Genomic DNA, 24,945 nt, shown 5'->3' with positions numbered 1-24,945 from the left:
AAGCAGCCGGTCCAACCCGGGCGGACGCGACAAATATGTGGGACAAAGTGATTAAATGAGCTGGGCTTTGTTCCGACAGGCGCGCCAATCGCAGCCCTTGTGGCTCGCGACGGCGAGCGGTTTTGCACTGATCGCGAGCCCCGCGATTGCGCAGCAGACAGGCGAGTCGCTCCCCCCCCAGGAAATTTCTGGCGAACCCGATCTCCAGACCCCCGACGTCGCGCCGGTCACCATCGATGCCCCCGCAGTCGCCGCCGAAGACCAGGTCGGCTTCGCCGCCGACAACCTCAATTACGACAGCGACAGCGAAATCGTTGTTGCCGAGGGCAATGTCGCGATGAACCGCGAGGCGATCTCGATGCGCGCCGACAAGGTCACCTGGAACCGTCAGACGGGCGAGGTCTTTGCCGAGGGCAATGTCGCGATCAAAAGTCCCGAAGGCGACACCGCTTATGGCGACCGCATCGAACTGACCGACAGCCTGCGTGACGGGGTGGTTGAAAATCTGCTGGTCGTGCTCGACAATGGCTCGCGCCTCGCCGCGATCAAGGGCACGCGGTTCGAGAACGGCAATATCGAGCTGGAAAACGCCGCTTATACCGCCTGCCCGGTCGAGGACGCCGAAGGCTGCCCCCAAAACCCCAGCTGGCAGATTCGCGCGGTTCGCGTCACCTATGACCGGGCAAAGAACAAGATCCGTTACAAAGGCGCTCGGGTCGAGATCTTCGGCCTGCCGCTGATCCCCCTGCCTGGACTCAGCCATCCGGCGAACAGTGAAGCGGGCAGCGGCATTTTGGTTCCCGAAATCCGCCTCGACCGTAGCAACGGCTTCGAAATCGCGGTGCCCTATTATCTGCGCCTCGCGCCCGACCGCGATATCACGATCACCCCGCACCTCTACACCGGCGCCGCGCCGATGCTGGAGGGTGAGTTCCGCGCGCTGACCGACATCGGTTCGTTCCGAATCAACGGTTATGCGACCTATGGCTCGCTGGTGCCATTGACCGGCGAAGACCCCGACAGCCGCAAGCGCTTTCGCGGCTATCTGGAAAGCGCGGGCAAATTCCAGTTCGACCCGCGCTGGAGCTTTACCTATTCGGGCCGCATCGCGACCGACCGGACGTTCATGCGCCGCTATGACATCAGTCGCGACGACCGCCTGCGTTCGACATTCGAGCTGGAGCGGATCGGCGGCAGTTCCTACCTCTCGATCGCCGGCTGGGCGACACAGACGCTGCGCCGCAACGATGAACAGGGCCAGCAGCCGATCGCGCTGCCGATCATCGATTATCGCCAACGCTTCGCCGACCCGGTGCTCGGTGGCCAGGTCGAATTGCAACTCAACACGCTCGCGATCGGCCGCACCGCGGGACAGGACACCCAGCGCGCCTTTGCCGGCGCGCGCTGGGATTTGCGTGGGCTGACGCGGCTGGGGCAGGAGGTGACCCTGACCGCGCTCGTGCGAGGTGACGTCTATCACAGCGACGAAAACCTGCTTACCCCGATCCCCGGTTATCGCGGCAAGTCGGGCTGGCAGGCGCGCGGCATCGCCGCGGTCGCCGCCGACCTGCGCTGGCCATTTGTCGGTGAATTTGCGGGCGGCACCCAGACGCTGACCCCGCGCGTCCAGATCGTCGCCACTCCGCCGCTCAAGAACATCGACATCCCGAACGAAGATTCGCGCGCCTTTGATCTGGAAGACAGCAACCTGTTCGCGATCAACCGCTTCAACGGATACGACCGGTTCGAGGATGGCGCGCGCATCACTTACGGCGTCGAATGGAATTACAGCCGCCCCGGCTTCAATATCAGCAGCAGCATCGGCCAAAGCTATCGCCTGTCGGACAAACCGAGCCTGTTTCCCGACGGCACCGGGCTCACCGACCGCACGTCGGACATCGTCGGGCGGACGACGATCGCCTACCGCGACTTCCTGCGCCTGACCCACCGCTACCGGCTCGACAAGGATGATTTCGCGATCCGCCGCAACGAGTTCGACGCGACGATCGGCAGCCGCTCGACCTATGCCGTGCTCGGCTATTCACGGCTCAACCGCGACATCCTGCTGCTTGGCGAAGACCTGCAGGACCGCGAGGAGGCGCGCGTCGGCGGGCGGGTAAAGGTGGCGCAATATTGGTCGGTCTTCGGCTCGGCGATCGTCGACCTGACCAAACAGCGGGATGACCCCTTGAGCACCGCCGACGGGTTCGAACCGATTCGTCACCGTCTGGGCGTTGCCTATGACGACGACTGCCTGTCGATCGCGCTGACCTGGCGCCGCGATTATGCCGACACTGGCGATGCGCGTCGCGGCAACAGTTTCTCGTTCCGCGTCGCCTTTCGCAACCTGGGGTTCTGAACGTATCGCTCAGCCTAGGTTCAGCGTCGCTTGGCTACCGGCAGACTTCAAACAGGTCCGGATGGTGGATTGCACTGGACCATCGGGCGTCTCCGCTGATACGGAGCGTCCGGACGTTCTCGAATAGGGTAAAGATGACCAAATTTTCGACCATGATTGGCCTGATCGCCGTGACCGCCGCCGGAATGACGCCTGTGCTGGCGCAGACTGTCGGCGACGACGAAGTTCCGACGACCAGCCTCAACATTCCGGGCAATGTCCAGATTTTCGGCGATGCCAACAGGAATGTCTATCGCCCGTCGGCGACCGTAAACGGCGAGATCATCACCGCGACCGATATTGAGCAGCGGATGGCGCTGATCCGTATCGCCAACAACGATGTCGCCCTGCCTCCCGAAGAACTGCAGCGGCTGCGGCAGCAGGTTTTCAGCAACCTGATCGACGAAAAGTTGCAGATTCAAGAGGCTAAGGCCGCCGACATCACGATCGACGAGAATGTCGTCAACGACCAGTTCGCAAGGCTCGCGCTTCGCTTCAAGCAGACGCCCGAACAGTTTACGACCTATCTTGCCAGCAAGGGCTCGTCTGCAGCGGCGGTCAAGCAACAGATCCGTGGCGAATTCGCCTGGGATCGCCTGCTGTCGCGCAACATTCAGTCGACAACCAATGTATCAACCGACGAAGTGGAGTCGGTGGTCCAGCGGATGAACGATTCCAAGGGCCAGGATGAGTTTCATCTTGGTGAGATCTATCTGTCGGCGCCGCCCGAAAATGTCGCTGCGGTCACCGAAAATGCCCAGAAAATTATTCAGGCGTTGCAGGCGGGTGGCAGCTTCGCCGCTTATGCTCGCCAGTTCTCGGAAGCATCGACTGCAGTCGTCGGTGGCGACCTGGGCTGGGTGAAGGCTGGCCAGTTACCGGCATCGATGGCCGAGGTGGCAACGACGATGCAGCCGGGCCAGTTGGTCGGGCCGATCCAGGTTCCCGGCGGCGTGTCGATCATGCTGATGATCGACCGGCGCCAGGTGCTGACCGCCGACCCGCGCGATGCGGTGCTCAGCCTCAAGCAGATCTCGCTCGATTTCCCGGCCGGGACGACGCAGGCGCGGGCATCCGAGCTTGCCGGTCAATTCGCCGAAGCGACGCGCAATATCGCAGGTTGCGGAGGCGCCGATGCGGTTGCGGCGCAGCTTGGCGCCAATGTCGTCTCGCGTGACAATATCGAAATGCGGGTGTTGCCCGCACCGCTGCAAAATACGTTGATCAATTTGCAGATTGGCCAAACAACCCAGCCCTTTGGTGCGGCGAATGAGGGCGTTAGCGTGTTGGTGCTTTGCGGTCGCGACATGCCACAGACCGCGACCGCGCCGAACCTTGAGCAGATCGAGGCGCGTCTGCTCGAAGAAAAGGTCAACAAGCGGGCTCAGCGTTATCTGCGCGATCTCCGCCGGGATGCCGTGATCGAATATAGCTAATGCCGTATCCCGATCTTCGACAGCCGGTAGCGGTCACCATGGGTGACCCGGCCGGCGTCGGACCCGAAGTCACCGCGCGAGCCTGGGCGGCGCGCCGCGAAAGCCACCTGCCCCCCTTCGTCGCGATCGGTGACGCCGCGGCGATCGCCGCAGTTTGGGACGGCCCGATCGCCCGGGTCGGCGATATGGACGAGGTCCAGCGGACGTTCAACGATGCCCTGCCCGTCTGGCATCTGGAGGACAGCGGGCCGCTGACGCCCGGCATACCCACCGCGGCGGGCGCGGCCTGCGCGCTCCATGCGCTCGAAACCGGCATCGGGCTGACCCGCAACCAGGCGAGTTCAGCGCTGGTCACCGGATCGGTGTCGAAATTCGCGCTGCACAGCATTGGTTACACCCATCCGGGCCAGACCGAGTTTATTGCCGAACGCTGCGGAGTCACTGCGACCAACGCCGTCATGATGCTGGCCGGACCGTCGCTGCGCGTCGTACCGCTGACCGTGCATATCCCGCTGATCCAAGTGTCCGAGCGGCTGACGGTCGAACTGATCGTGGCCAAGACGCGGATCGTGGTGCGCGGGCTGAAGCGCGATTTCGGCATCGAAAACCCGCGCATCGCGCTGGCGGGGCTGAACCCCCATGCCGGCGAAAGCGGCCAGCTTGGCAGCGAAGAAGAGCAGATCATGGCGCCCGCGGTCGCCCAGCTCGCCGAAGAGGGCATTATCGTCGATGGCCCGCTCGCCGCCGACAGCCTGTTCGCGCCCGCCGTGCGCGTGCGTTATGACGCGCTGCTCTGCGCCTATCATGATCAGGCCCTGACCCCGTTCAAGGCGCTGCATTTCCACGACGGGGTCAATCTGACCCTCGGCCTGCCGATCATCCGCACCTCGCCCGACCATGGCACCGCGTTCAACATCGCCGGTAGCGGGGTAGCCGACCCCGGCCCGACCATCGCGGCGATCGCAATGGCCGCCCAGCTGGCGATGGCGCGCGAGCGCCACTGCGCGCCAGCGAAGTGACGGCGCGGGCCGTTCCGCATCTGCCGCCGCTGCGCGAGACGGTGCGCGCGCATGGATTGCAGGCGAGCAAGGCGCTGGGCCAGAATTTCCTGTTCGACGAACAATTGCTCGATCGCATCGCTGCGATTCCCGGCGATCTGAACGGCGCCACGGTGTTCGAGGTAGGCCCCGGCCCCGGTGGACTGACCCGCGCGCTGCTCCGCGCCGGGGCAAAGGTGATCGCGGTCGAACGCGACGACCGCTGTCTGCCGCTGCTCGGCGAGCTCAGCGAAGCGTTTCCCGGCCAGCTGACGGTGATCGCCGACGACGCGATGGCAGTCGACGTCGATGCGCTGACCGGCGGCGCACCCTATCATATCGTCGCCAACCTGCCGTACAATGTCGGCACCGCGCTGTTCACGCGCTGGCTGGAGCCCGCGGGTTGGCCGCCGCGCTGGTTATCGCTGACCTTGATGTTTCAGCAGGAAGTCGCCGAACGCATCGTCGCGCCGGTCGGAAGTAACGCCTATGGGCGGCTCGCGGTGCTGGCACAGTGGCGATCGACCGCGAAGATCGCCATGAAAGTCCACCGCTCAGCCTTCACCCCGCCGCCCAAGGTGATGTCGGCGATTGTCCATGTCGTGCCGGCCGAGCAGCCCGACGGCGTCAATCCGAAATTGCTGTCGAAACTGACCGAAAAGGGCTTCGGGCAGCGGCGCAAGATGCTGCGCCAGAGCCTGAAGGGCCTGGAAGGTGCGGTCGCCGCGGCGGAGGCGCTCGGCATCGATCCGACGCGCAGAGCCGAGACGGTCAGTGTTGCTGAATGGGCGGCGTTGGCGCGGGCGCTGGCTCAATAGCGGGCCAACAATCGGCCCCTGCCTTCGCGGGGGGTGACGGTCAATTCTTGCTCGTCGTACCTACCGTCGCCACCACCGGCTTCGGCACCAAAGCCTCCGCCGCAACGACGCGCTTCGACGCGCTCGATGAGATCGTTTTTTCCAGCGCCGCCACTTGCGGGCATCTGTCGCTGCAAACCCGCTGCGCTTCGGCGAGTTTCTGACGCGCCAGTTCCAGCGCGCCCTTGTCGGCCAAGGCTTCGCCCTGCCCGGTCAGCGCCAAGATGTCGTTGGGTTCGAGCACGAGGGCTTCACGATAGAGGCCGATCGCCTTGCCCGGCAGGCCCTGCGCGCGCGCGACCTGCGCCAGTGCGATGATCGCCGAGCGGTTGCGGGGGTCGGCGGCGAGGGCCGATTCATAGAAGTCGACCGCAAGGTTCAGATCGCCGGCTTCCTGCGCCGCCTGGCCCTGCTGCTGGAGCGCGATCGAGCGTGGGAAAATGTCGTCATCGGCTCGCTGGGCGTCGGATGCCGTGGGCAGGCTGGCAAGGATCAAACCCGCAGATAGAGCCAGAAAACTGACGCGCATCGCATTCTCCCATCGCTTCATTGCAGGGATGCTAACATGGCGCTGTCAGTCGTGCGAGGAAAAATCCGTCGCATCCGTCGTGCTTCGGGGTGAGCAGAAAACCACGGCCCGCGGCGCGGCCAATGCCGCCTGGCAAATAACCGGTATCGGCGGTCCAGCCGCGATGGCGGGTCAGAAAATCATCCACCTGTGCGCGCCCCTCGCGAGCGATGATCGAGCACACAGCATAGAGGAGTTTGCCGCCCGGCGCCAGCAGCGCCGCGCCTATGTCCATCAGTTTCGCCTGATCGGCGACATGGCGGTCGAGCCGCGCCGGGGTCGAGCGCCAGCGAAGTTCGGGGCTGCGCCGCCAGGTGCCGCTGCCCGAACAGGGGGCATCGACGATGACGCGGTCGGCCTTGCCCATCCGGTCGGCGAGCATCGCGCGTTCCTGTCCTGGGTTGAGCAGCAGCGTTTCAATGCTGGTCGCGCCCGCGCGATGCGCGCGCGGCGCCAGTTGCTGCAGCCGTGCGCGATTGGTGTCGCAGGCGAGAATATTGGCTTCGTCATTGGTTGCCGAAGCGATGGCGAGCGTCTTGCCGCCGGCGCCCGCGCACAGATCGATCACCACCTGCCCGGCTTCGGTGCCGAGCGCGGCGGCGGCATATTGACTCGCCGCATCCTGCACCTCGAATTGCCCCTCGGCATAGGCCGGGTTCTGGACCGCGGCGGTTTCGCCCGGCAGGCGCCAGCCGTCGGATAGGCCGTTGATCGCTTCGCCGTCGGGGAAAATCAACGCCAGTTCTTCGCGGCTCGAGCGCAGACGGTTGGCGCGCAGGTCGAGCGGGGCGCGGGCGAGCATCGCGGCGTGCTCCGCCTTGCCGACCAGCGGGTCGAACAGTTTAATCAGCGCGGGGGTGGCGAGCCCGGTCTCGGCGCGCGGCTCGTCGGCGGTGATCGCGGCGGGGCCATAGGAAGCACCGTCGAACAGCGCGGCGAGCTGCGCGTCGCTATCAGCGAGCGCGAGCATCGCGGCCCGGCCCGACGCGGGCACCGAACGCACGCGGCGGATCGCATCATAAACGAGGCCGCGGATCGCGCGGCGGTCCTTCGAACCGGCATAACGGCGGGCGCGCATCGCCTCGGCAAAGATCGCATCGGCGGGGGCGCCACCATCGCGCGCTGAGGCGGCGATGACGTCGAGGATCTCGATAGCGGTTTGAACGCGGGCAGCGGGGGTCATGGATTCAACCTTTCTTCCCCGTCATTGCGAGGAGCGAAGCGGCGAAGCGTTCCAGGGCAGTGGATAGCCGCTCCGGATCGCTTCGCTATGCTCGCAATGACGACTGGGCAGATTACCCAGCCGGATAATTCGGCGCCTCGCGGGTGATCGACACGTCGTGGACATGGCTTTCGCGCAGACCCGCATTGGTGATCCGCACAAATTTGGCGCGGTCGCGGAAATCGGCAAGGGTACGGCTGCCCGTATAGCCCATCGCGGCCTTCACCCCGCCGACCATCTGATGGATGACATCCTTGGCCGGACCCTTGAACGGCACCTGACCCTCGATGCCCTCGGGAACCAGCTTCATCTGGTCCTTGATATCCTGCTGGAAATAACGGTCGGCCGAGCCGCGCGCCATCGCCCCGACGCTGCCCATGCCCCGATAGCTTTTGTAGGTGCGGCCCTGGAACAGGAAGGTTTCGCCCGGCGCCTCGGCCGTCCCAGCGAGCAGCGAGCCGACCATCACGCACGACGCGCCAGCAGCCAGCGCCTTGGCAATATCGCCCGACGTACGCAGGCCGCCATCGGCAATCACCGGGATATTCTGCTTGGCAGCCTGCTCGACGCTGTCGATGATCGCGGTGAGCTGCGGCACGCCGACCCCCGCGACGATCCGCGTCGTGCAGATCGATCCGGGGCCGATGCCGACTTTCACCCCGTCCGCGCCTGCGTCGATCAGCGCCTTGGTCGCGTCGCCCGTCGCGACATTGCCTGCGAGGATCTGGACGCGGTTCGACAGTTTCTTGATCGATTCGACCGTTTGCGCGACCATCTTGCTGTGGCCATGCGCGGTGTCGACGACGATCAGGTCGCATTCGGCCTCGAGCAGCGCCTCGGCGCGCTCAATCCCCGTCGGACCGGTGTTCGTCGCCGCGGCGACGCGCAGGCGGCCGCTGCCATCCTTGGTCGCATCGGGGAAATTGACCGCCTTTTCCATATCCTTGACAGTGATCAGGCCGATGCAGCGATAATCGTCGTCAACGACCAACAGCTTTTCGATGCGGCGCTGGTGAAGCAGTTTGCGCGCCTCGTCCTGGCCGACGCCGGGGCGCACCGTGGCAAGGTTTTCCGCGGTCATCAGCTCGCGCACCGGCTGACCCGGATTGTCGGCAAAACGCACATCGCGGTGGGTCAGGATGCCAACCAGCCTGCCACCCGTCTCAACCACCGGAATGCCCGAAATCTTGTGCTGGTCCATCAGCGCCGTGGCATAGGACAGTGGCGCATCGGGGGTGATGGTGATCGGATTGACGATCATCCCGCTTTCAAAGCGTTTGACTTGACGCACCGCGGCGGCTTGCTCTTCGATCGTCAGGTTGCGGTGAAGAACGCCGATGCCGCCGATCTGCGCCATCAGGATCGCCATGTCGGCTTCGGTCACCGTGTCCATCGCCGACGACAGGATCGGGATGTTCAGGCTGATCTCGCTGGTCAGCTGCGTCGAAAGGATCGCGTCGCTGGGCAGGATTTCGGATGGGCCGGGCACCAGCAGCACATCGTCAAAGGTCAGACCGGTCGTGATTTCCATCGGGCCACTTTCTGGTGCGGGCGGCGCCTGTCCCGCATTTCGGGGCGGCACGCGCGATTCGTTTGGTGGCGGCCCATGTAACCAGTCGGCCCCGCGCGCGCCAGTGGGCGGCGCATGATTATTTCGTGGGCTGCGTTTCTGTCGGCTCGACGGTGAAACGGCTGTTCTCCAACCGCAGTTCCTCGCCGCAATGGCTGCACGCGACGACCATATTCAGGTCGTGACCGCAGGGGCGGTGGGTCAACAGCACCGGCGGGCCGCGTTCGTCCGAAAACCAGCGGTCGCCCCATTGCAGCAGCGCCAGTAGCACCGGATAAAGGTCGCGTCCCTTGGCGGTCAGGCGATATTCAAACCGGTCGCCGCGGTCGGAATAGGGGACGGCGCGCAGGATCCCCTGCCGCACCAACCGTTCCAATCGCCCCGTCAGGATATTCGTCGCCATCAGCGTGTCGCGCTGGATGTCGTCGAAGCGATTGATGTGGGTGAACATCGCGCGGATGACCAGCGTCGCCCAGCGGTCGCCGAACAGCTCGATCATCGTGTCGACCAGCGGGCGGCCACCGGGACGCCGGGTGCCGACGTCGCCGTTGAAACGGCGACGCTCATAATGCGGCACGACCTGCGCAAGTCCCGGCCCTTCACGCCAGTCGACGTCGCGCGGGTCGATCTCGGCGCGGCAATGGCCGCAGGTCGGAACCGGTTCGGTCGCATGGCCGCACGTAGCGTGGTGCAAATGAACCTGAAAATCGCGGCTGTCCGCTTCCCATTTGTGCTGCCAGCGTAGCATCATCAGGCCGTTGGGAAACTGGTCGCGCCCCTTTTGGGTCAGCACATAATGAAAGCCGCGTCCGGCCTTGCGCGGCACTTTCGCCAGGCAATCTTCCTCGACCAGCTTTTTGAGGCGCCCGTTGACCACCGAGCGGGCGAGGCCGGTGCGCGCGACAAATTCGTCAAAGCTGTGGATGCCGAGCAGCGCCTGTTCCATCAGCAACAGCACCGGCACATCGCCGACCACGTCGAGCGCGCGCCAGATCGAACAGGCCCTGATGGTGCGATCGTGTTTCAAGCCCAAGCCATTCCTTGCTCCGCCGCCGCCCTACCCCAGCGACCCGACATCGACAAGGCAAGGTCGGGAGAGGGAGCGGTGCCCGCGCTCCCTCTTCCCTGAGGAGAGGCCGCTAAAAGCGCCCGGTCAATTGCACCGCGATCGTCCGCGGGCGATCGACGATGCCGTTATACGCATTGCCGGCATTGCGCGTGATCGTCGTCGCCAGCGGCATCGAGCTGGCGGTTTGCAGGATGCGCTGGTTGGTCAGGTTGCGCCCGATCAGCGCCACTTCCCAGCGATTGTCGATCTGCCCCAGCGCCAACCTGGCCCCCAGCTTGACATAGCCGTCCTGATGCGTGCGCGGATCGAGGTTCGCCGCCGCGATATAGGAGGAGGAGAAGTCGGCGTTGATGTTGAACGCCACCTTCATGTCGCTGCTGATCGGCGTCGTATAATCGAGGTTGAGGTTACCCGACCATTTCGGCGACAGCGCATTGCGCAGCCCGGTATAGTCGCAAAACCCGCCCGGCCCCGGCGCTTGCAGATAATAGCATTGGCCCGAGGTAAAGTTGGTGAATTTGAAGTCGAGATAGGCGACCGCACCGCTGATCGTCAGCCCGTCGGCAATCGCAGCGCGGAAGTCGGCCTCGACCCCCTGCGTGCGCGCACCAGCAGCGTTGGCGACGTTGAAGTTCAGCGTGCCGTCAAAGATGTTGACCTGCAGATCCTTGTAGGTGGTGCGATAGAGCGACAGGTTGAACGCGACATTGCGCCCCTTGTACTTGAGCCCTGCTTCGAAATTGTCGGCGCTTTCGTCCTCGAACTCGAAAGCGCCGGGCTTTGCGACGGTGGTCGATCCGGGCAGCGAGTTCGAGCGGATGTCGAAGCCGCCCGCCTTGGTGCCGCGCGCGAACGAAGCATAGAGCATCAGGTCGTCGGTGGCGTCGAACTGGACGTTGACCATCGGGTTGAAGCTGTCTTCGCTGAGCTTGCCCGATATGCTGTGGGCTTCGATATTGAGCGCGCGGAAGGTTCCGGCAACGACGAGCGGGTTGAAGGTGTTTAGCGGGCCCTGGACGATCCGCAGGTCGCGGCTGCCGCTTTTCTTCTCATGGTTGAAGCGCGCCCCAGCCGTAATCCTGAACCGCTCGCTCAACGCCAGCTCGCCCTGCGCGAATACAGAAATCAGGTCCGATTTCTGCGAATAGACGCGATCATTGCGGGTGTCGCCGAGCGCGTTGAACGGCGGCCCCAGGGCCAGAAAGGTCGAGTTGAACAGGACTTGATCATCAACATCGAGCTTGGCGTGCTGATAATAGGCACCGGCGATATAGTTGAACGCCTCACCGCCCGGTGACGCCAGCCGCAACTCTTGCGAGAACTGCCGATAATCTTCCTGCAAATTGGTGCCGTCGAGAAAGCTGATGCCCGAGAAATCGACATCGACAATCTCGCGCGTCTTGTAGTCGAGCAGCGAGCTGACCGACGTCAGCGTATGCTCGCCAATTTCCAGATCGGCGTTGAGCGTCGCGCCGAACACCTTGTTACGGCTTTCATAGCCATTGTCCTCGCGGACATAATCGGGGTCGGTGCTGACAAAAAACGGGCCCTGGAAGACCGTGTTGTAATTGCCGACCGCCCCGAACACGTCGCGCGGCTGACCCTTCATTTCGAAGTCGGCATATTCGAGCTTGAGCTCGGCCGCGAACGGCCCGCCGCGATCGAACTCGAGCTTGCCGCGGAAATATTTCTCATCGACGTTCGGCTCGTCGCGGTCGAGCTTCGCGTTGTAAAAATAGCCGTCCATCTTGCGATAATAGCCGACAACGCGTGCCTCGACGCCTTCGCTCAGCGGGCCGGACAGCACCCCGGTCAGCTGTAATTCCTTGTGGTTGAATTCATAGAGGCCGCTCACCGACCCTTCGAATTCATCGGTCGGGCTACGCGTCGTGATATTGACCGCGCCCGCAATCGCATTTTTGCCGAACAGCGTCGGCTGCGGCCCACGCAGCACCTCGACGCGTTCCATGTCGACGAGCGGCAGGCGCGACAGCTGGTCGCGGCCATAATAGACGCCGTCGACGAACATCGCGACCGACTGTTCGAAGCCCTTGTTGTCGCCCGACGCGATGCCGCGGATCGCGATGCGGTTGGCAATCGCGGTCTGGGTGATTTTCAGGTTGGGGACCGACGATGAAATCTGTTCGAGGTTGGTCTGGCCATAGTTTTCGACCTGCTTGCCGCTGATCGCCGAAATCGAAATCGGCACGTCCGACAACCCTTCGGCGCGCTTCTGCGCGGTGACGATGATTTCCTCGAGCCCGCCCTGATCGTCAGCCGGGGCCGCGTCCTGCGCAAAAGCCATACCGGGGCTCGCAAGCGCCGATGCAGCGAGCAGCGCAACAAAATAGCTCTTCATAAGGATCCTCCCACGCACCATCGTCTTGGCGACCACCGCCCGCGATGTTTTTCTTGCCTTGCGACTCATAACGGCTTTAAGTATCGTTATGCAAGTCAGATAATTTGAGAGAGGAATGATGTTGCCGGGACACGGCCTTCCCCCCGCGCTCACGCGCAATTTGCGCCTGCCCGCGATTGCCGCGCCGATGTTCCTTGTTTCGGGACCGGAGATGGTGATTGCCGCATCGCGCGCGGGCGTGATTGGCAGCTTCCCTGCCCCCAATGCGCGCACCTCGGCCGATCTGGAGGATTGGGTGAGCCGCATCGACGCGGCGCTGTCGCACGATCCCGATGCTGCCGCATGGGCAGTCAATCTAGTCGTCCATCCGTCGAACAGCCGTCTTGCCGAGGACGTCGCCTGCGTCGTGCGCCACAAGGTGCCGCTGGTGATCACCGCGCTCGGCAGCCCGGCAAGGGTGGTCGAAGAAATCCATGGCTATGGCGGGCTGGTGTTCGCCGACGTCAATTCGGTCGGCTTTGCCCGCAAGGCCGCCGCCGCGGGGGTCGATGGGCTGGTGCTCGTCGCCGCGGGCGCGGGCGGGCATACCGGCGCCACCGCTGGCTTTGCTTTTGTCGAGGAGGTGCGGCAGTTCTGGGACGGGCCGCTGGTGCTCGGCGGCGCGATCTCTACCGGCCATGCAGTGCGCGCTGCCGAGATTTTGGGCGCCGACCTCGCGTATCTCGGAACGTCGCTGATCGCCTGCGCCGAGAGCATGGCGGTGCCGGGCTACAAGGACATGATCGTCGCGGCAGGCGCCGAAGATATTGTGCCGTCGAAGGGCATCACCGGGGTCACCGCCAACTGGCTGAAACCGAGCCTGATCGCCGCGGGTTACGACCCCGCCAACATGCCCGAGGACAAGCGACCCAATTTTTCCGACGCGCAGGACGACGCGAAGGCGTGGAAGAATGTCTGGTCCGCCGGACAAGGCGTCGGCGCGGTACGCGGCGTCGAGCCGGTGGCGACGATCGTCGACCGCCTTGTAAAACAATATGATGCGGCCGTAACGCGCCCGCGCTTTGCTGCTACCGAAGGAGCCTTCGCATGACCGCCCAGCTTGTCGAGACGATCGAGACGACGATCCAGCCGAACGACCATCCCTATATGAAGGGTGCGTGGCGACCCACGTACAACGAGTGGAACGCGATCTTCGCCAATGGCGATGCCGAAGTGATCGGTAATATCCCGACCGACATCGACGGGGTCTACGTCCGCACCGGCGAGAACCAGATCCACGAACCCATCGGGCGGTATCACCCGTTTGACGGTGACGGCTTTATCCATTCGATCTCGTTCAAGGACGGCCGTGCGAGCTATCGCAGCCGTTTCGTGCGGACGAAGGGCTTCGCGGCGGAAAAGGAAGCGGGCCGCTCGCTATGGGCGGGCCTCATGGAACCGCCGCACAAATCGACGCGCCATGGGTGGGGGGCGCAGGAGTGGCTCAAGGATAGCAGCTCGACAGATGTCGCGATCCACGCGGGCAAGATCATCTCGACCTTCTATCAGTGCGGTGAAGCGTACCGGCTCGACCCGTTCACGCTCGAACAGTTCGGCACCGAAAGCTGGGTGCCGCTCGACGGCATTTCGGCGCATTGCAAGGTCGATCTTGCGACCGGAGAATTGATGTTTTTCAATTACTCGAAGCACGCACCTTATATGCATTATGGCGTCGTCGGGCCGGACAATAAGCTCAAACATTATATCCCCGTGCCGCTGCCCGGACCGCGGCTGCCGCACGACATGGCATTCACCGACAACTACACGATCCTTAACGATATGCCGCTCTATTGGAACGAGGAGCTGCTCGAAAAGCGGCTGCATGTCGTGCAATTTCATCCCGACCAGAAAACGCGCTTTGCAATCATCCCGCGCCACGGCCAGCCCGAGGACATCCGCTGGTTCGAGGCCGAACCGACCTACACGCTGCATTGGCTGAACGCATGGGAGGAAGGCGACGAGATCATTCTCGACGGCTATTATCAGGAGGAGCCGATGCCCAAATCCTATCCCAATGCGCCCGAAGGGCTGGAGCGGATGATGGCCTATCTTGACCAAGGGCTGCTCAAACCGCGTCTCCACCGCTGGCGCTTCAATCTCGTTACGGGCGAGACCAAGGAAGAGCGCCTCGACGAGCGTGACCTCGAATTTGGCATGTTTAACCAGCGCTATGCGGGCAAACCTTATCGCTACGCCTATAGCGCGATCCCCGAGCCGGGATGGTTCCTGTTCCGCGGGCTGGTCAAACACGACCTCAATGCGCGGACGAGCGAGCAATATGAGTTCGGGCCCGGCCGCTTTGGCAGCGAGGCGCCCTTTGCGCCGCGGATCAACGCGAAGGACGAAGATGATGGCTATCTCGTCTCGTTCATCGCCGACCTCGAAACCGACAAATCCGAATGTGTGCTGATCGACGCCAAGAATATCGCCGCAGGGCCGGTGTGCCGGATCATCCTGCCCGAGCGCATCTGTTCGGGCACCCACAGCGTGTGGGCAAGCGGCGACGATATCGGGATGGGCGACAACAGCGTGCTGGCCGCCTGAGATGATCGTCGCGGGAGAGGGCAAGCGGCGGCAACATCGGACAAGCGGCTGGTGGGGCGACCAGACCTTTGCCGACCTGTTCGCGGCCAATGCGGCAGCGCATCCCGAACGGCTTGCACTGGTCGATGCCCCGAACCGCAGCGACTTCGCGTTCGGCGAGCCGCAGCGGCTGACCTATGCCGAACTGGCGGCGGAGATCGACCGCATCGCGGGCGCGCTCATCACCGCCGGGATCGGCAAGGACGATGTGCTGCTGGTCCAGCTTCCCAACCTCAGCGAATTCGTTGCACTCTATTTCGCGGCGGCAAAGATCGGCGCCATCGTCAGCCCCGCGGCGGTGCAATATCGCAGCCACGAAGTGAAGGGCATGATCGGCGTTGTCGAACCCAAGGCTTTTGTCTGCGCGACCAAGGTCAAGGGCTGCGACCATATCGGCGTCGCGGCTCCCCTGCTGGGCGACATCGCGCTGATGACGTTCGGCCCCGATGCTCCCGCCCATGCGCTCGACCTCTCGATCGCAGCAGGAGACGCCGACGCTCTTGCTGCCCACGTCGCCGCGAACCCGGTCGATGCCGACGACATTTTCACCATCTGCTGGACCTCGGGCACCACCGGCGTCCCGAAGGGCGTTCCGCGCAGCCACAACCACTGGATCGCGGTCGCCGCCGCGGGTTACGAGGCGATGAAGGTCGGGCCGGGCGACGTGCTGCTCAACCCCTTCCCGCTGATCAACATGGCAAGCATCGGCGGTATCACGATGTGCTGGCTGACCAGCGCGGGCACGATGGTGCTGCATCATCCCTTCGATCCCGGCATCTATTTGAAACAGATCGCGACCGAACGGCCGAGCCTGACGATCGCCCCGCCCGCGGTGCTCAACATGCTGCTCCAGAACGAAGCGCTGCTGGCGTCGGTGGATATCTCCAGCCTGCGCGTCATCGCCTCGGGCTCGGCGCCGCTCGCGCCCGCGATGGTGAGGGGCTTTCAGGAAAAGCTCGGCATCATCATCGTCAATGTCTTCGGATCGAACGAGGGAATGAGTTTCATCACCGGCGAGGGCGACATGCCCGACCCCGACAAGCGCGCGAGCCTGTTCCCGCGCCGCGGCCAGTATCCGCCGCCCTATGGCGAGGGCCGCGCGCCCAATATCGAAAGCCGCCTCGTGTCGCCGGGCGGGGGCGATCCGATCGAAGCCGATGGCGTGTCAGGCGAATTGCAGATCCGCGGCCCGAGCCTGTTCGAGGGTTATCACAACGCTCCCGAACAAACCGCCGCCGCCTTCACCGACGACGGCTGGTTCCGCACCGGCGACCTGTTCGAAATCGCCGAGGGCGGCGACTTTTACCGCTTTGTCGGGCGCTGCAAAGACCTCATCATTCGCGGCGGGGTGAATATCTCGCCCGAAGAGATCGACCAGCTTCTCGGCGGCCACCCGCTGCTAGCCGAGGCGTGCGTTTTCTCGCTCCCCGACCCGACAATGGGCGAGCGCATCGGCCTGGCCTATGTCCCTCGCGGTAATGAAGATGTCGGCTTGCCCGATGTCGCCGATTATCTGCGCGGACACGACCTCGCGGTGTTCAAACTGCCCGAACGCCTGTTCCGCTTCGACGCTTTGCCGCGCAACGTCACCAACAAGGTGATGCGCAGCGAAGTGCGCGAACAGGCGCTCGCCACTCTCGAAAAGGAAGCCTGACATGGCGAAAGACGTCTTCATCCTCGGCGGCGCGCAGAGCGATTTTGCGCGCAACATGGAGCGCGAGGGGGGCGGGCTGTTCGAGCTGTTCCGTGATGTTGCCGAAGCGGCTTTCGCAGCAACCGGGATCGAACCCAAACAGGTCGAGACCGCGCATGTCGGCAATTTCGTCGGCGAATTATTTGCCGGACAAGGCCAGCTCGGCGGCTTTTTTGGCCATGTTCACCCCGACCTCGCGGGCGTTCCCGCCTCGCGCCATGAAGCCGCCTGCGCCTCAGGCAGCATAGCTGTTCTCGCGGCGGCGGCGGAAATCGAGGCCGAACGCTACGGACTTGCGCTGGTCCTCGGGATCGAGCTGATGCGCAACGTCCCCGGCCAGCGCGCCGCCGAATATCTCGGCGCCGCTGCCTGGGCGGGGCGCGAGGCGCAGGAAGCGCGCTATCTGTGGCCGTGGATGTTTGCGCGCGTTGCCGAAGAATATGACGAACGCTTCGGGCTCGATCGCGCGCATCTGCGCGCGATTTCGGCGAACAACTTCGCCAATGCAAAGAAAAACCCCAATTCGCAGACGCGCGCCTGGGCGGTGACCGACGACCATCTGGGCGAGAATGACGAGGTCAATCCTAGAATCGAAGGCTCCTTGCGCAAGTCCGATTGTGGACAGGTCACCGACGGCGCCGCGGCCATCTTCCTCGCCTCACGCGAGGTTGCCGAGGCTTATGCCAAACGCCGCGGGATCCCTTTCGACGCCATCCCGCGCATCAAGGGTTGGGGCCATTCGACCGCCCCCCTGCTCTATTCGACCAAGGTCGCGGGCAGCCGCGGCGAGCCCTATGTCTTCCCCAGCGTGCGCACGGCGATGATGGACGCGCTGCGCCGCGCGGAAATGCCCGACGTCTATGCCTGCGATGGGGTCGAGGTGCATGATTGTTTCTCGATCACCGAATATATGGCGATCGACCATTTCGGCATCACGCCGCCGGGCGAAAGCTGGCGCGCGATCGAAGACGGCACGATCGCGCTCGGCGGCAAGCTGCCGGTCAATCCGTCGGGCGGGCTGATCGGGCTCGGTCATCCGGTCGGCGCTACGGGCGTGCGGATGCTGCTCGACAGCTGGCGGCAGGTCACCGGCAATGCGGGTGACTATCAGGTCGAGGGCGCCAAGAATTTCGCGACCTTCAACGTCGGCGGCAGCGCGACGACCGCGGTCAGCTTCGTCGTCGGCACCTGATTTGGCCGACGTCTATCTTTACGACGCCGTTCGCACCCCGCGCGGCAAGGCGCGGCCCGACGGCGGGCTCGCCGGACTGAGCCCGCAGGAATTGGTGCGCCAGCAGGCGGCGGCGCTCGCGGCGCGATGCGGCGATATGGCCGCAATCCCCGATGCGCTGTTGCTCGGCTGCGTCACGCAGAGCGGCGCGCAGGGCGGGCATATCGCGATGCTGGCCAAGCTGCATGCGGGTCTGCCCGACACCATGGCCGCGCACAGCATCAACAATTACTGCGCCTCGGGCCTGTCCGCGATCGGACAGGCGGTAGCGAAGGTCGCTAGCGGCGAAGCCAGCTGTGTTCTTGCGGGCGGCGTCGAGTCCATGAGCGGCACGCCCTTTTTGGGCGACGGCGCGGCGTTCTATGTCAATGACGAACTGCCGCCCCGCGCACGCTTCGTGCCGCCGGTGCTCGCCGCCGACCGGCTCGCCAACGCCGAGGGAATCACGCGCGCCGAACTCGACGCGGTCGCTCTCGCCTCGCAGCAAAAGGCGGCGACGACGGAGGCCGACGCCGCGCTCCAGCAATCGCGCATCGCCGCCGGACCGCTCACCGGCGAGGAATGCATCCGGCCGCAAACCTCGGCAGAGTCGCTCGCCGCCGCCTCGCCTGCGTTCGGCGAACTGCAACAGCAATATGCGGGCGCGCTCGAAGGCGCGACTTTTGCCCCGCTGCACAGCATCGCGCACGCCCCGCCGATATGCGACGGCGCGGGTTTGGCGCTCGTCGGCGGTGCAGATCTTGGCCCTCACCCACGCGCCCGCGTGGTGGCTTTTGCCGAAAGCGGCGGCGATCCCGCCGCATCGCTGACCGCCGGTTTCGCCGCGATGGACAAGGTTCTGGCGCGCACCGGACTGACGCTCGCAGATTTCGATCGGATTGAGTTCATGGAGGCGTTCGCCGTCACCATCGCCAAATTCCTGCGCGACCGCGACGTCGATCCGGCGCGGGTCAATGTATCGGGCGGGCATCTGGCCAAGGGGCATCCGATGGGGGCGAGCGGTGCGATCCTGACCTCGACCTTGCTCGACGCGCTCGATGCGTGTGGTGGACGGTGCGGGCTGGTCGTGCTGACCGGCGCGATGGGGGTTGGCGCGGCGATGGTGGTCGAGCGGGTCACCTGAAAATTCTCCCTGCCGCGAAGCGGTGGGGAGGAGGCAGCGCGAAGCGCTGGCGAGGGGCCTTGCCGCGACGTTGCCGCCCCTCCACGACGATCATCGGGCGCGGTCCCCTTCCCCATCGCTTCGCGACAGGGAGGATCATTGATACAAATCCCGATTGCGCAAAACCGTCACTCCGCTATGGGCGGCGCGTGCGGGGCTTGCCCCGCGCAGATCGCGCCGGTGCCCGAAAGGGCTTAAAATGGGAACGCGGTAAGGGAGTTCGTCCTGAACCCCCGAAGCCGAGGCTGTCCCTGCAACTGTAAGCGGCGAGCAAGATGCACCGATCCGAAGCTTTCGGATCAGCCACTGGGGCAACCTGGGAAGGCGTGCATCAAGCCTTGACCCGCGAGCCAGGAGACCTGCCGGCGTGGGTCGCTCACTGCCAAGGCCCAGGGAAAGGCCGCGGCACGGACGATTCCGTCGAGCGACGACCAAGCGGTGGAACCGCTTCGGTGCCGGGGCCGCAGGCATTTACGCCGCTTGCGACACCAGCATCGGTCGATCGCGTGCGCGTTTCGGCAGGCTCCGCCTTCGTTGCTGGCGTGCGGGAGTCTCCCATGTTGAAATATTCGAGCATTTCTCTTCTCGCCCTTGTCGCCGCGACACCCGTCGCCGCGCAGGAAAACTCCCGTTTCGGCGACATCGTCGTCACCGCATCGGGCATCGAACAATCGCGCGATGAGGTTGGCCAGGCGATCACCGTCATCGATGCCGACACGATCGAAAAACGCCAGGCGACCGATGTCGTCGACCTGCTCGCGACCACCCCCAGCATCCGCTTCAATCGCACCGGCAGCACCGGGTCGGTGGCGGGCATCTCAATCCGCGGCGCCGAAACGACGCAGACTTTGGTGCTGATCGACGGGGTCAAGGTCAACGACCCGAGCGGCATCGGCGACGGCTATGATTTCGGCCATTTGCTGACCGGCAACATCAGCCGCATCGAGGTGCTGCGCGGATCGAACTCGGTCGTCCATGGTAGCCAGGCGATCGGCGGCGTGGTCAATGTGATGTCCGCAGCCCCCGAAGCGGGCTTTGCCGGCCGCGCGTCGGCCGACTATGGCTATAGCGATACGGTGAACGTCAAGGCCGATCTGTCGGGCACCGCCGGGGGCGTGTCGGGCGGCATCGGCGGCGCCTATTTCCGCACCGACGGCATTTCGTCGGCGGCGATCGGCACCGAGAAGGACGGCTACAAGAATTTCGCGGGCAATGCGCGGCTGAAGATCGCGTTCAGCGACGCGCTCAGCCTTGACCTGCGCGGCTACTACATCAACGCCGACCTCGATTATGACAGCTTTTTCGGCGCCCCGGCCGACAGCGGAGACGTCGCAAAGCTCGACCAATATGTCGGCTATGCGGGACTCAATCTCGGGCTGTTCGACGGCCGTTTCACCAGCCGCGCCGCGGTGACGTGGATGCGCAACGAGCGCGACTATTTTTTCGTGCGCGGGACCGCCCCCGACTATGGCTATAAGGGTACGAACCTGCGCTTCGAATATCAGGGCGTCGTGGCCCCCGCCGACACCGCCAAGCTTGTGTTCGGCTACGAGCATGAACGCCCCGATTATGATTTCTTCGGTTTTGGTTCGACCGACAGCCAGCGCGCCAATATCGACAGCGTCTATGCACTGGCTCTTCTCCAGCCGGTGACCGGGCTGTCGCTGACCGGCGGGGTTCGCCATGACGACCACAGTCAGTTTGGCGGCGCGACCACCCTGGGCGCCAACGCCAATTATTCGCCCAACAACGGCGCGACCAATGTTCGGCTGAGCTATGGCGAAGGCTTCAAGGCGCCGTCGCTCTACCAGCTTTACGACAGCTTCAGCGGCAATGCGGCGCTGCGCCCCGAAGAGTCGAAAAGCTATGACGTCGGCATCGACCAGAGCCTCGCCGACGGGCGGGCGTTGATCTCGGTAACGGCGTTTCTGCGCAACACCGTCAACCAGATCAATTACGACAATGCAACCTTCACCTATGGCAATATCGACCGCACCCGCGCCAAGGGGGTCGAGGCGGCGCTGGCGCTGCGCCCCGTCGATGCGCTGAACGTCACCGCGTCGTACAGCTATATCGACGCGCGCGACCGGTCGGGCCGCCCGGCGTTCGACGGCAAGCGCCTGCCGCGCCGCGCCAAACAGGCGGTCAGCCTGTCGGCAGACTATGACTGGTCGTTCGGGCTGTCGACCGGCGCGACGATCACGATGGTCGGCGACAGTTTCGACAATGCGGCGAACACGGTGCGGCTAGACGGTTATGCCATCGCCGGGGTGCGCGCGTCCTTCGCCATAACCGAGCGGGTCGAAGTGTACGGGCGCGTCGATAATCTGTTCGACGCCGATTATGCCACGGCATTCAACTATGGCACCTATGGCCGCGCCGCCTATGGCGGGGTTCGGGCGCGTTTCTAATGACGGGGGCGCTGCCGGTGCAGATCGGCAGCGCCGTCTGGACGGGAGGCAAGGCATGACCGTTACGCAAATCGATTCCCGCGCGATCCCCCGGGCAGCGCCGCGTTGATAGCGTCGGCCCGCCTTTTTGTCAGTGCGGCGGCGGCGTCGGTGGCGGTCGCAGGCGCGCTGTCCGCTGCCTCGACCAGCCGCACGCCGGCGCCGCCCGCCACGCCCCAGCGCATCGTGTCGATGAACCTTTGCTCCGACCAGCTCGTGCTCGCGCTCGCCGACCGTCAGCAGATCGCGGGACTGACGCTCAACGCGGTCGATCCCGGGATGTCTGACGAAGCCCCAGCGGCGCGCGGCCTGCCCCTGCTCAGCAACTCGGCCGAACAGATATTGAGCATCGATCCCGATCTGATTGTCGGCATGCCGGCCAGCGGCAGCGCGGCACTGGCGGTTGCTCCCGATCGTTATCCGCTGCTCGATCTGGAAAACGCGAACCGGCTCGACCAAATCTATCGCACCATCGGCCAGACCGCTGCCGCTGTCGGCCATCCCGCGCGCGGCGCGGCGCTCATCGCGCGGATGAAACAGGATATTGCCGACTTGCCCCGGCCGGGCCGTGGCCGCGTCGCTGCTTATTATCAACGGCGCGGCTACATGACCGGCACCGGAACGCTCGTCGACGACATGATGACGCGCGTCGGGCTGGTCAATCTGGCGGGCAAGCTTGGCAAGCCGCCGCTGTCGCAATTGAGCCTCGAGGAAATGGTCGCCGCCCGCCCCGATTTCCTGATCGTCGAACGCGCAACCGCGATCATCGACGATCAGGGGAGCGAAATGCTCCATCACCCTGCCCTGTCCGGCGTCCCGCGGATTGTGGTCCCCGAAGCCTGGACGGTGTGCGGCAGCCCTGCCTATACCAAGGCGGCGCGCAGCCTCGCGGCGCAGATCGCGCGCCACGACGGGACGGCACGATGAATCGCCCGGTCTCTCGCCCCCTGCTGATCGGCGTCCTCGCGATGCTCGCACTCATCGCAGCGATCGCTTCGCTGTTGTTCGGCTCCGTCGACCTGTCGCTTTTACGGCTATTCGCTGCCGCGACCGGCGACGGCGACCGCACTGCGTCGATCATCCTGTTCGACCTGCGGCTGCCGCGCGCGCTGCTTGCCCTTGCCGTCGGTGCAATCCTCGGCCTCGCGGGCGCGGCATTGCAGGGCTATTTGCGCAACCCGCTCGCCGAACCCTCGGTGCTCGGCACATCGAACGCCGCGGCCTTGGGAGCTGTGGCAGCGCTTTATTTCGGCCTCGCGCAGATCCATCCGGCGGTATTGCCGCTGCTTGCCATCGGCTGCGCCTTGCTCTCGCTTGGCCTGCTGTTCCTGCTCACCGGCGATGCCGAAAGCCCGCTCACTCTCATCCTGGCCGGGCTTGCCGTCGCAACGCTGGCGGGCGCGGGGATCAGTCTGGCGCTAAACCTGTCGCCCAACCCGTTTGCAGCCATGGAGATCATGACCTGGCTGCTTGGCAGCCTGGAAAACCGCTCGTTCGACCATCTGTGGATCGCCCTGCCCTGTATCGTCGTCGGCGGTGCGCTGCTGCTATGGAACGGCCGCGCGCTCGACGCGCTAACCCTGGGAGAGGACGCCGCGCAGGCGCTCGGCACCAACCTGAAACGCACGCGGCTGCGCCTGCTGCTCGGCACCGCCATCGGCGTCGGCGGCGCGGTGGCGGTGGCGGGCGCGATCGGCTTTGTCGGGTTGATCGTGCCGCACCTGATCCGCCCGCTGACCGACCGCAGTCCTTCGGCAATCCTTCTTCCCTCCGCAATTGGCGGCGCCGCGCTGCTGACCCTCGCCGACCTTGGCGTGCGCCTGATCCCGACCACCAGCGAACTTAAGCTCGGCGTCGTCACCGCCTTTCTCGGCGTCCCCGTCTTCCTGCTCCACCTGATGCGGGAGCGGCGACTGTGGTGATGATCGTCGCCCAACAGGTCGGCGTGACGCTGGGCCGACGCTCCGTGCTCCACGACGTCGATGCGGCGTTCGCGCCCGGTACGCTGACGGCGATTGTCGGCCCCAATGGCGCGGGCAAATCCACCCTCGCGCGCGCGCTGCTCGCGCTCGTCCCGATCTGCGGCCACGTCCGCATCGATGGCGCCGACGTCGCCGCGATGCCGCGCGCTGAACTCGCGCGGCGCGTCGCCTATGTCCCGCAGGGCCAGACGCTGCACTGGCCCCTCAGCGTCGAGCGGCTGGTCGGGCTGGGCCGCCTGCCGCACCTCTCGCCGATGTCTCGGATCAGTGCCGCCGACACCGCCGCAATCGAACGCGCGATGACGCGCGCCGATGTGCTCGATCTGCGGGACCGGATCGCGACCGAATTGTCGGGCGGCGAACGCGCCCGCGCCCTGTTCGCGCGCGCGCTCGCGGTCGAGGCACCGGCCCTGATCGTCGACGAACCGCTCGCCAGCCTCGACCCCGGCCACCAGATCGACGTCATGGACCTGCTCCGCGCCGAAGCTGCAGCGGGCGGTACGGTGATCGCAGTGCTCCACGACCTGACGCTCGCGGCGCGCTATTGCGACCGGCTGCTGCTGATCGACCAAGGTCGTGTGGTGGCCGACGGCGAACCCGCCGCCGTCCTCACCGCAGACCGGCTGCGGGCCGTCTATGGCATCGACGCGCGCGTCGAAACCGGCGGTGCCTGGCCGACGATCACGACGCTCGGCCGCTCAGGCCGGTGACGACCATTTCAGCACAAGACCGCTGACGATCAGGAGCGCGGCGACGATCCGCATCGCGCTGATCGCAACCTTGATCGGGGTTCCCTACGGCAGCTTCGGCAGTTTCAGGTCGGTCAAATTACGCTCCGGAGACTGTGCGTGCGGTACGCGTTGAACACTCGGCGGGAGGCGGAATTTCGCATAGAGCCTTTATGGCGCGCATTGGCGCAGCGGGTCGGCGCTCCACAATGGCTTGGCCGAGAGCCCATTCCAGGAGCGATCGAGATATATACGCTCGCGGTCGGCAACGAACCTTTTCGTGTCAGGGCCGCCAAAACGGAATCGACGGGTGAGCTGCTCCCGCAGTCCGCCAATTCGAAATTCAGGAGAAATGCAATTTGTGTCATCGATGGAGGTCAAAAGGACCGTCCCTGCCTCATAGGAATACTGATCTGCACGGGGTCGTGTCCCATTTGATGGTGTAGGTTCGCCGGCGCAGCCTTAGCGATCTCCGGCCAAGCCGGGTTGATCATGCTGCCATCGCGGGCAACGTGATGATGGCATTATCGCTTAATCCCGAGACGCTCTCAAGGGTCATGT

Annotated in this window: 18 protein-coding genes and 1 riboswitch; of the genes, 13 read left to right on the top strand and 5 right to left on the bottom strand. The window is 64.7% G+C overall.

The features are described from left to right. Positions 1-55 precede the first annotated feature (55 nt). The 4 genes from lptD (at position 56) to rsmA (ending at position 5,689) form a co-directional block, all read left to right on the top strand. On the top strand, positions 56-2,359 hold the full coding sequence (gene lptD / locus K0M74_RS19245) for an LPS assembly protein LptD (RefSeq protein WP_293976089.1): 2,304 nt from the start codon (positions 56-58) through the stop codon (positions 2,357-2,359). A 134-nt stretch (positions 2,360-2,493) separates the two neighbouring features. Next, positions 2,494-3,834: a peptidylprolyl isomerase gene (locus K0M74_RS19240; protein ID WP_293976087.1), complete on the top strand. Its 1,341-nt coding sequence runs from the start codon at positions 2,494-2,496 to the stop codon at positions 3,832-3,834. Then, positions 3,834-4,853: a 4-hydroxythreonine-4-phosphate dehydrogenase PdxA gene (pdxA, locus tag K0M74_RS19235; RefSeq protein ID WP_293976085.1), complete on the top strand. Its 1,020-nt coding sequence runs from the start codon at positions 3,834-3,836 to the stop codon at positions 4,851-4,853. The genes K0M74_RS19240 and pdxA overlap by 1 nt, the downstream gene beginning before the upstream one ends. After that, positions 4,850-5,689 carry a 16S rRNA (adenine(1518)-N(6)/adenine(1519)-N(6))-dimethyltransferase RsmA gene (gene rsmA, locus K0M74_RS19230; protein ID WP_293976083.1) on the top strand — a complete coding sequence of 280 codons (840 nt, stop codon included), beginning with the start codon at positions 4,850-4,852 and terminating at the stop codon, positions 5,687-5,689. The genes pdxA and rsmA overlap by 4 nt, the downstream gene beginning before the upstream one ends. Before the next feature lie 40 nt (positions 5,690-5,729). On the opposite strand, the gene K0M74_RS19225 is transcribed toward rsmA, so the two are convergent. The 5 genes from K0M74_RS19225 to K0M74_RS19205 all read right to left on the bottom strand — a co-directional run bounded on the left by K0M74_RS19225 (position 5,730) and on the right by K0M74_RS19205 (position 12,516). Then, positions 5,730-6,257 carry a tetratricopeptide repeat protein gene (locus K0M74_RS19225; RefSeq protein WP_293976081.1) on the bottom strand — a complete coding sequence of 176 codons (528 nt, stop codon included), beginning with the start codon at positions 6,255-6,257 and terminating at the stop codon, positions 5,730-5,732. Positions 6,258-6,288: 31 nt separating this feature from the next. Further along, positions 6,289-7,479 carry an RsmB/NOP family class I SAM-dependent RNA methyltransferase gene (locus tag K0M74_RS19220; protein ID WP_293976079.1) on the bottom strand — a complete coding sequence of 397 codons (1,191 nt, stop codon included), beginning with the start codon at positions 7,477-7,479 and terminating at the stop codon, positions 6,289-6,291. A 112-nt stretch (positions 7,480-7,591) separates the two neighbouring features. After that, a complete protein-coding gene (gene guaB / locus K0M74_RS19215) occupies positions 7,592-9,049 on the bottom strand; it encodes an IMP dehydrogenase (RefSeq protein ID WP_293976077.1) in 1,458 nt (485 codons plus the stop codon). 118 nt (positions 9,050-9,167) lie between these two features. After that, entirely contained in the window at positions 9,168-10,115 is a 948-nt protein-coding gene (locus tag K0M74_RS19210; RefSeq protein ID WP_293976075.1) for a winged helix-turn-helix transcriptional regulator, read from the bottom strand. 112 nt (positions 10,116-10,227) lie between these two features. After that, positions 10,228-12,516 carry a TonB-dependent receptor gene (locus K0M74_RS19205; RefSeq protein WP_293976073.1) on the bottom strand — a complete coding sequence of 763 codons (2,289 nt, stop codon included), beginning with the start codon at positions 12,514-12,516 and terminating at the stop codon, positions 10,228-10,230. 115 nt (positions 12,517-12,631) lie between these two features. Between K0M74_RS19205 and K0M74_RS19200 the strand changes: the two genes are divergently transcribed. The 9 genes from K0M74_RS19200 to K0M74_RS19160 all read left to right on the top strand — a co-directional run bounded on the left by K0M74_RS19200 (position 12,632) and on the right by K0M74_RS19160 (position 24,366). Continuing rightward, positions 12,632-13,606 (top strand): nitronate monooxygenase, encoded by a 975-nt coding sequence (locus K0M74_RS19200; RefSeq protein WP_366932709.1) that lies wholly within the window; start codon positions 12,632-12,634, stop codon positions 13,604-13,606. Then, a complete protein-coding gene (locus K0M74_RS19195) occupies positions 13,603-15,099 on the top strand; it encodes a carotenoid oxygenase family protein (protein ID WP_293976071.1) in 1,497 nt (498 codons plus the stop codon). Before K0M74_RS19200 ends, K0M74_RS19195 begins: the two co-directional genes overlap by 4 nt. A 1-nt stretch (position 15,100) precedes the next feature. Continuing rightward, entirely contained in the window at positions 15,101-16,792 is a 1,692-nt protein-coding gene (locus tag K0M74_RS19190) for a class I adenylate-forming enzyme family protein (RefSeq protein WP_293976069.1), read from the top strand. 1 nt (position 16,793) lies between these two features. Next, positions 16,794-18,023: an acetyl-CoA acetyltransferase gene (locus K0M74_RS19185; protein ID WP_293976067.1), complete on the top strand. Its 1,230-nt coding sequence runs from the start codon at positions 16,794-16,796 to the stop codon at positions 18,021-18,023. A 1-nt stretch (position 18,024) separates the two neighbouring features. Then, positions 18,025-19,185, top strand: a complete 1,161-nt coding sequence (locus tag K0M74_RS19180) for an acetyl-CoA C-acyltransferase (protein WP_293976065.1) — start codon at positions 18,025-18,027, stop codon at positions 19,183-19,185. Positions 19,186-19,385: 200 nt separating this feature from the next. Then, a riboswitch (cobalamin riboswitch) is annotated at positions 19,386-19,606 on the top strand. A gap of 175 nt (positions 19,607-19,781) precedes the next feature. Continuing rightward, positions 19,782-21,635 (top strand): TonB-dependent siderophore receptor, encoded by a 1,854-nt coding sequence (locus K0M74_RS19175; RefSeq protein WP_293976063.1) that lies wholly within the window; start codon positions 19,782-19,784, stop codon positions 21,633-21,635. Between the two features lie 105 nt (positions 21,636-21,740). Next, positions 21,741-22,601: an ABC transporter substrate-binding protein gene (locus tag K0M74_RS19170; protein WP_293976061.1), complete on the top strand. Its 861-nt coding sequence runs from the start codon at positions 21,741-21,743 to the stop codon at positions 22,599-22,601. Then, on the top strand, positions 22,598-23,596 hold the full coding sequence (locus K0M74_RS19165; RefSeq protein ID WP_293976059.1) for an iron ABC transporter permease: 999 nt from the start codon (positions 22,598-22,600) through the stop codon (positions 23,594-23,596). The genes K0M74_RS19170 and K0M74_RS19165 overlap by 4 nt, the downstream gene beginning before the upstream one ends. Continuing rightward, positions 23,590-24,366 carry an ABC transporter ATP-binding protein gene (locus K0M74_RS19160; protein WP_293976057.1) on the top strand — a complete coding sequence of 259 codons (777 nt, stop codon included), beginning with the start codon at positions 23,590-23,592 and terminating at the stop codon, positions 24,364-24,366. Before K0M74_RS19165 ends, K0M74_RS19160 begins: the two co-directional genes overlap by 7 nt. The last annotated feature ends 579 nt before the right edge of the window (positions 24,367-24,945 follow it).

Origin of the sequence: Sphingopyxis sp. (genome assembly GCF_019459305.1) — a bacterium.
In the GTDB taxonomy this organism is placed as follows: domain Bacteria; phylum Pseudomonadota; class Alphaproteobacteria; order Sphingomonadales; family Sphingomonadaceae; genus Sphingopyxis.
Note: the sequence above shows the minus strand (reverse complement) of the source record. Positions and strands in the feature narration are given on the sequence as shown.